Origin of the sequence: Falsiporphyromonas endometrii (assembly GCF_042654485.1) — a bacterium.
Classification (GTDB): Bacteria; Bacteroidota; Bacteroidia; order Bacteroidales; family Porphyromonadaceae; genus Porphyromonas; species Porphyromonas endometrii.
Genome location: NZ_JBHSGO010000134.1, coordinates 1 through 6,409 on the forward strand (window position 1 = coordinate 1; position 6,409 = coordinate 6,409).

Consider the following 6,409-nt stretch of genomic DNA (forward strand, 5'->3'; position numbering starts at 1 on the left):
AGACAATTCGAAATAATTTCTTTAATTTGTACTCGTGTGAGATCCATACTGTTTTACTGTTTTATTTTATTTTTTCAAAGATAATAGTCTTGGGTCTTACACACTTTTTTGGGACAGTATCTATATCTATGTGCTATTGTTATTTGACAGCTGTCACAGTATATCCGGCTTTTCTAAGTTGGTTGAGTACACCTTTTTCTCCAATGAGGTGTCCTGCTCCTACAGCGAAAAGTGTTGGTGCTTGTTTCATTATATTGGGCATAATTTTCACCCAATTGTTGTTTCTATTTGTAACGAGTTTGGTCATAAACTCTTCTGTCATATCGCAATCGTTACCCATCTTTCTGGTGAAAGCTTCTTCGAGAGCTTTAATATCTTGATGTTGGTATGCATTGACGAGGTCTTTTGTTTGCTCTTTGACGAATCCGATATTCCTTGCGGCACAAAGCAGGCCTTTGCAGCCTTCTTCCGGTTTGCCACCATAAAGAAGATTGATTTGATAGTCGGCTTCTTCGAGCCCTCCTACCTTCTTTCCCTTTTCTATGGCCTCTTTTTGAATGAACATATCAAGTGGATTTTGAGGATTGTAGTCTTGTACATACTTTATGCTGAGCATCACATCCATTTGTGCTACTATGGCAGTAGGGGTTAGTTGAGATAGCTGTGACTCTACCATTGGGTTATTCATATCTAATCCTGATACTTCTGAGATATAGTTATATACGTCTTGTAGCTCTTCCCCGCTAAAGAAGTCTTTAAGTGTTTTTCCTTCAGGAAGAATCATTGTTGCTTGGATTTTTTGTGTGATCTCAGGTTTGCTTAGTTCGGACATGACAACCTCTCCATAGACCTGTTTTACCTCATTCATAGCATTTTTCATACCGGTTATTGAGTCAGCAAATGTGCCTGGAGAGAAATGTTGTGTTCCTACGATATAGGAGGGTTTGTTAAGCCCTTTTCCTGATATCTTGTACAATAACTGAGCGTTTGATGTTGTAAGAGCCAAAAGGATTACAACAGTAAGTGAAATGAATTTTTTCATGACTAAAAATAGTTTTACATTTTTGTTGTGTTAATGAATTTCTTTCTATTATCTTGTTAATTGTCAAAATTACAACGAATTAGTCTTTATTCAAATCAAAAAGGCATTATTTAGTCCTTTTTTATTGTTATTTATCTGTTTCTTATCTGAAATAATCTTATGTGTAATTAACTTACATAATAGACTTTTTATATTATTATAAGGCTTGTTTATAGAGAAGGATAACATAGCTCTCTCGAAAGCTAAATTTGAGTTCAATAGTAAGGGTGGAAAGCGATTACTTTCTCACCCTATGTTGTTATTTTATATCCTTATTTGCAATAAATAAAAGATAGACATTATGTCCCAGTATAATATCCTTGTGATAATTGTATACTATAACTCTATTATTTCTGATGTATCTTTGGACTTGTATTAAGCGAGTTTATTTTAAGTTTTAAGAGAAGAATAGATTGTGCAACTCTCTTTCGCATAAGCCTTATATTGTTTTAGTTTTTAACATTTTGGCTGCAACTCTTCCTTCCACACAGATCGTCGTTGCGAGAGTCTATTGCAGATTGTTTTCAATGTCGTCATTAATGATTTCATTTACTTCCCATTGATTAAATAAGCCCCTTTTCTTTGAGCATTCTAATCATTTCCAACTCTTCTGGGGTAGCTTCGGGTATTTTTGATGTATCTTCTATTTTCTCATATTCATCAACCCAAGTTTTGAGAATATGCTTAACAATGTTACAAACTTTAATATCGTTTTCATCAATGTTTGTAAGATCCCATTCATTAAGAGGCGATTCTCCCAGTCTCTTTACGATGGCAATCTTAGAATTTCTGTATTTTTCTTTTTTCTTTGCAAAATAGTTGTTGCTTGCTGAGATGTTGAGCTTCTTTTCCAATGGTAATTTATTGCCGAGATGTTCTAACTTCTCATTTGTTTCCTCTTCGTCAAGAGTGTAGTATTTTGTGTCCCATGACTGTGGAAAAATATGCTCAATTTCCCAATATACAGGAAGAAGATCAGACTGAGTATCTTCTTGATAAGCCAGTAGTTTTAACAACATCCTGACCATATTCTTGTGTGGAGTAATAATCAATTTGTCTGTTCGAGTCTTCTCTATATCAACTGCACATCTATCTTCAGGTTTGTTCACTCCAAAACCTGCATAGAACTCTGGATGGCTATTTTTGATAATTTGCACATTAAGTTTGAGAATATCGGTTTTGACAGCATTGATAGTAGGGACTTCAAGGTAACGAGTCAGAAGCATGACATACAGTTTTCTAAGGAATATCAAAAACTGTTCTTCAAAGTTTGACTTATTTTTATGCTCCATGAAGAAGATAGAAACAGGATATTTCCAGAATTCGTTGGTGTAAGAGGAAAGACAGTCAAGAATCTTGCGAATATCCATATTCAGACTCCATTCTTCATCCTCTACAGGCTCTCTGTTGTTAATAACCTTCCAGAGTTGCAGATTTATTGCCAAATCATCTATAACTTCCGGAGTTAGACGATTACTATTTTTGTTGAGATAATACTTTCTGACTCCCGGTGTCGTTGATTTATCGTCCTTCTCTTTGGCACGCATGTAGAACATGTTGTAATAGAAAAGGGATTGAATGCTTTCATTAGCCTTTTCGGCATCAGTTTCCAGTTTTTTCCATTTATTTATGAACTTCTTCTTCTCTGAATCATCCAGTTTTTTGTAGATATATGACTTAAATATATCAGCATCAGACAGCGGAAGACCTCTATTATTTAAAGTATTGAAGATTGTGAGAGCCGTTTCTTGGTCATCTGCTGTGATAGGAAGGAGGATAGAATAGTTTAACAGTGCAAGAACAAAGTGGTATATTTGGTTTGGACTATTCTGAGATTTTTGCTCATATAATTCTTTGAATTTATTATAGTTCCTGGAATAGTTGTCTTTAGCGTTTTTAACTGTTTCTCCTGTTTCCAAAATGTTTTGAAGTATGCGATTACCATTGTCTGTAACTACCTCTGATCTTAGCAGGATCTGACTACGATCTTCTTTGCCAGTCATTTCATTCTCTTTCCAGAGAGCAGGTTTAATTTTTTGGATGAAGTTTCTCACCTCGTCAGTTTTATTATCCTCCTTCTCCAACATATAAAATACAGCTCTCAGTAGCAGGAATAATGATGTTATTCGTTGTTGACCATCAATAATTTGTCGTTCTCCATCTTCCTCGTATGATACAATGCATCCTAAGAAATAGCTCTTTGCTCCATCATTATGGGTTCGCTCTATTGAAAATTCCCAAAGATCTTCGAAGAGTGTTATAATTTCGTCGTCCGACCATGAATAAGGGCGCTGATACTCAGGAATAACAAAAGGTATTTCCTGACCGCTTGTTAGTAGTTGGAGTACACTCTGTTTGTTGACGTTTATATTAGCTGTAGCCATATTTTTATCTTTTGTATTATTATTTCAAGTTTATTTGCTATAAGGCAAGACTAATGCTTTTATAATCTTTTTGTAGATAGATTAAATTAAAAAGAAAGTAGAGATAGCTTAAGAATACTTTCTTTAGTAAGAATGCTCTACTATCACTACTTATTATGACAAATATAAGATTCTTTCTACAAGTCTTTATGGCGTTATCATTTGAATCAATTATCTTCTTTTGTGTGATTAGTTTTATTGTAATTGGCTTTATGTTATGATATATTCTTTGTATGAATATATTTGTATAGAAAAATGCTTTTATATAGAAATGTTTTTATAAATTTGTTCGGCATGCATGACACAATGTTAACACAGTCGATTGTTGTTAAGGTGAATAAATTTTAATTATTGAACTATGAAAAGATTGATTATTTCTATGATGGGAGTGGTATGCCTTGTCAGTTTACTATTTTCCCCAGCCTTTGGTCAGAGATTAAGACCATTAGTACGCAACGGTGCTCAATCAGTAGAGTGGTTTAGAGGTGCTAAACAAATTGATTCTATTGAGTTTTTCCCTTTGAAGACAGCTCATTATGTTGCCAAAGATATCAAAGGCAACAGTTATAACTTTGAGTCTATCTTAAGTTCCGGGAAACATATTCTAATTGATGTTTCAGCAGTGTGGTGTGGTCCGTGTTGGAATATTCATAAATCTAAATTGTTAGAGAAGATTCAAGACAAGTACAAAGAAGATTTGCTTGTTTTGTGGGTAGACAATGAGGGAAATCCTCTCGATGTACTTCAAGGTGGGGGTAACTCCAATGGGGATTGGACAGATGGAGGCAATTGTCCTACACCTATTATTTCTGATGCAAATCTTACTGCAACTTTAGGTTTGCCGGTTCCTTATTATCCAAGTTTCTTCTTTATTGATCTGGATCGTTCTTATGGCTCATGTTTTGAGCATATTACGATACATAAGATGGCAGGTATTGATTATTTGATGGAGCACTCTCTTCATCTTGACAGCAAACCGACCTTGTCAAAAATCTCATCGGAAGGTGGTGTTGTCAATAGTGATGTGATTTTGTTTTCTAATACTCGATCGGTAGATGCCAATGCTGTGTATAGTTGGAGTATTGAGGGCGCCACACCTTCTACATCATCAGAAAAAACCCCAAAAGTTCGTTGGGATAAACCCGGCATTTATCAAGTGTCCTTAACTGTAAAAGACCGCAATGGTGAAGTGTCTTATAGTACGAATATTGGTATAAACTCAGAGTCTCTTGTAAGTTATTTCCCTTATAAGGAGGGTTTTAACAGCAAACCGGTGGGTTGGACCTCAATTGATATTGATAAAGATGGATATAATTGGATGTCTTTGAACGATATGTATGTGAAGGTGTACAAAGATATGTGGAAGCCTGAATATACAGCTGATGAGGCTCATAGTGGAATGGACTGTTATGCTTCATTTTCTAATTATCTCGAGTCTATCGATGAGTCAGGTAATCCCTCTTTTAAGAAGTTGAATACTAAGCAGATGCTTGTGACTCCGGCGATTCAACTACCTAAGGACAAGGTGGTACATTTGAAATTCTATACACATAATCTTGAACCCAACAATACAGATCAGTTGTCTGTTGTTATCTCGGAGAGTGGCAATGGTGAAAATGACTTTACAGAAGTCCTTCTACCTGCAAAGGTTTACGAAGTTGATATGGATAAGATTTGGAATGAGGTGAGTGCATCTTTGGAAAAGTATGCGGGGAAGAAGATTTATATTGGTTTTCTTCATGAAGGCAATGGTGCTATTGGGGTCTATCTGGATGATGTTTCATTGATTCAGGGAGAGCTCCTATCGGTAGATGCTCCGAGAGGTGATAACTTCATGTTTGTAGTCAGTCAGGATGCCGACCATATTGTTGTGTCGGGCAAAGGTAGTGCTGAGGCTTTTGTTTATGATATGGATGGCAAGTTGCTTATGAGTGAGCGATTTGATCAAGATCTTTCTTTGAATATCAGTGGTCTGCCTGCCGGATGCTATTTGGTCAAGATAAAATCTATTAATCAAGAAGTGGTGGAAGTGCATAAAATCGTTGTTGAGTAAGTAAGCATAATCGTTTGTTAACAGGTAGTCGTATCATTTTGTTGGTACGGCTACCTTTGTTGTTTATAAAATTTTAGATATGCTTTTGTTGAGCTGTTCGACACATACATAAGACCCTCATTTATTGCGAAAGAAATTGATTTTTAGTATATTAGTCGTTGATAAATAATACTAACCATGGAGATAAGCATATTACTTGCCATATTTTTGATTGCTATTTTGCTTGGAAGAGCATTCCTTCAATGGAGCAAGGTATGTCCTATTCTAAGAGAGCAAATAGATGACTCTGTAACTATCAAATATGATTTAATGAATCGTCTTTCTCATAGGGCTGTGAAGTTCGTAATGAGAGAGTTTTATTTGTTAAATATTGTTGTCTTGATTGCTACTCAAAAAGCTACCCAAAACACACTGATTCAAACTCAAAATCTCAAATTCGAGGGTTAGGGTCATCGGACCTTTTTACCGACTTTGCCCGTTTTTATAGTACGAAACGGGCTTTTTTTATGCTCTATTTTAACAAATAAGCTCGCGCAAGAAGCAATCTATTCTCGCGCGACTTTCGATCCATTGTCGCGCGACCTTGACATGCGAAGTCGCGCTACTTGGGGTGCAACCTCGCGCGAGTTTAGGTTCAAAGTCGCGCGAGAACGGATTGCAAGTCGCGCGACCTTCCAAAAAAGGCGGCCTGAAGTCGTTTTTTAAGCCGCCTTTTTGTCCATAAAAAAGATACTGTCCCAAAAAAGTGTGTAAGACCCAAGACTATTATCTTTGAAAAAATAAAATAAAACAGTAAAACAGTATGGATCTCACACGAGTACAAATTAAAGAAATTATTTCGAATTGTCTGGC

At 35.9% G+C, this 6,409-nt stretch carries 4 protein-coding genes; 2 read left to right on the plus strand and 2 right to left on the minus strand.

All coding sequences use genetic code 11. The features are described 5' to 3' along the window. Positions 1 to 139: 139 nt before the first annotated feature. The gene (locus ACFO3G_RS04175; RefSeq protein ID WP_380078270.1) at positions 140 to 1,042 is read right to left on the minus strand and encodes a TraB/GumN family protein; all 903 of its coding nucleotides are present in this window, start codon (positions 1,040 to 1,042) and stop codon (positions 140 to 142) included. A 602-nt stretch (positions 1,043 to 1,644) separates the two neighbouring features. Continuing rightward, positions 1,645 to 3,465, minus strand: coding sequence for a DUF262 domain-containing protein (locus ACFO3G_RS04180; protein ID WP_380078272.1), 1,821 nt, complete (start codon positions 3,463 to 3,465; stop codon positions 1,645 to 1,647). A 397-nt stretch (positions 3,466 to 3,862) separates the two neighbouring features. On the opposite strand from ACFO3G_RS04180, the gene ACFO3G_RS04185 reads away from it, so the two are divergent. Together ACFO3G_RS04185 and ACFO3G_RS04190 are read left to right on the plus strand one after the other, a co-directional pair. Beyond that, on the plus strand, positions 3,863 to 5,557 hold the full coding sequence (locus tag ACFO3G_RS04185) for a choice-of-anchor J domain-containing protein (RefSeq protein WP_380078274.1): 1,695 nt from the start codon (positions 3,863 to 3,865) through the stop codon (positions 5,555 to 5,557). A 177-nt stretch (positions 5,558 to 5,734) separates the two neighbouring features. Next, positions 5,735 to 6,004 (plus strand): hypothetical protein, encoded by a 270-nt coding sequence (locus ACFO3G_RS04190; RefSeq protein WP_380078276.1) that lies wholly within the window; start codon positions 5,735 to 5,737, stop codon positions 6,002 to 6,004. Positions 6,005 to 6,409 lie beyond the last annotated feature (405 nt).

What these genes read in the sequence shown, in the direction of transcription:
- ACFO3G_RS04185 (WP_380078274.1), top strand. Translation starts at nt 3,863, where the DNA reads ATGAAAAGATTGATTATTTCTATGATGGGAGTGGTATGCCTTGTCAGT.
- ACFO3G_RS04175 (WP_380078270.1), bottom strand. Translation starts at nt 1,042, where the DNA reads ATGAAAAAATTCATTTCACTTACTGTTGTAATCCTTTTGGCTCTTACA.
- ACFO3G_RS04180 (WP_380078272.1), bottom strand. Translation starts at nt 3,465, where the DNA reads ATGGCTACAGCTAATATAAACGTCAACAAACAGAGTGTACTCCAACTA.
- ACFO3G_RS04190 (WP_380078276.1), top strand. Translation starts at nt 5,735, where the DNA reads ATGGAGATAAGCATATTACTTGCCATATTTTTGATTGCTATTTTGCTT.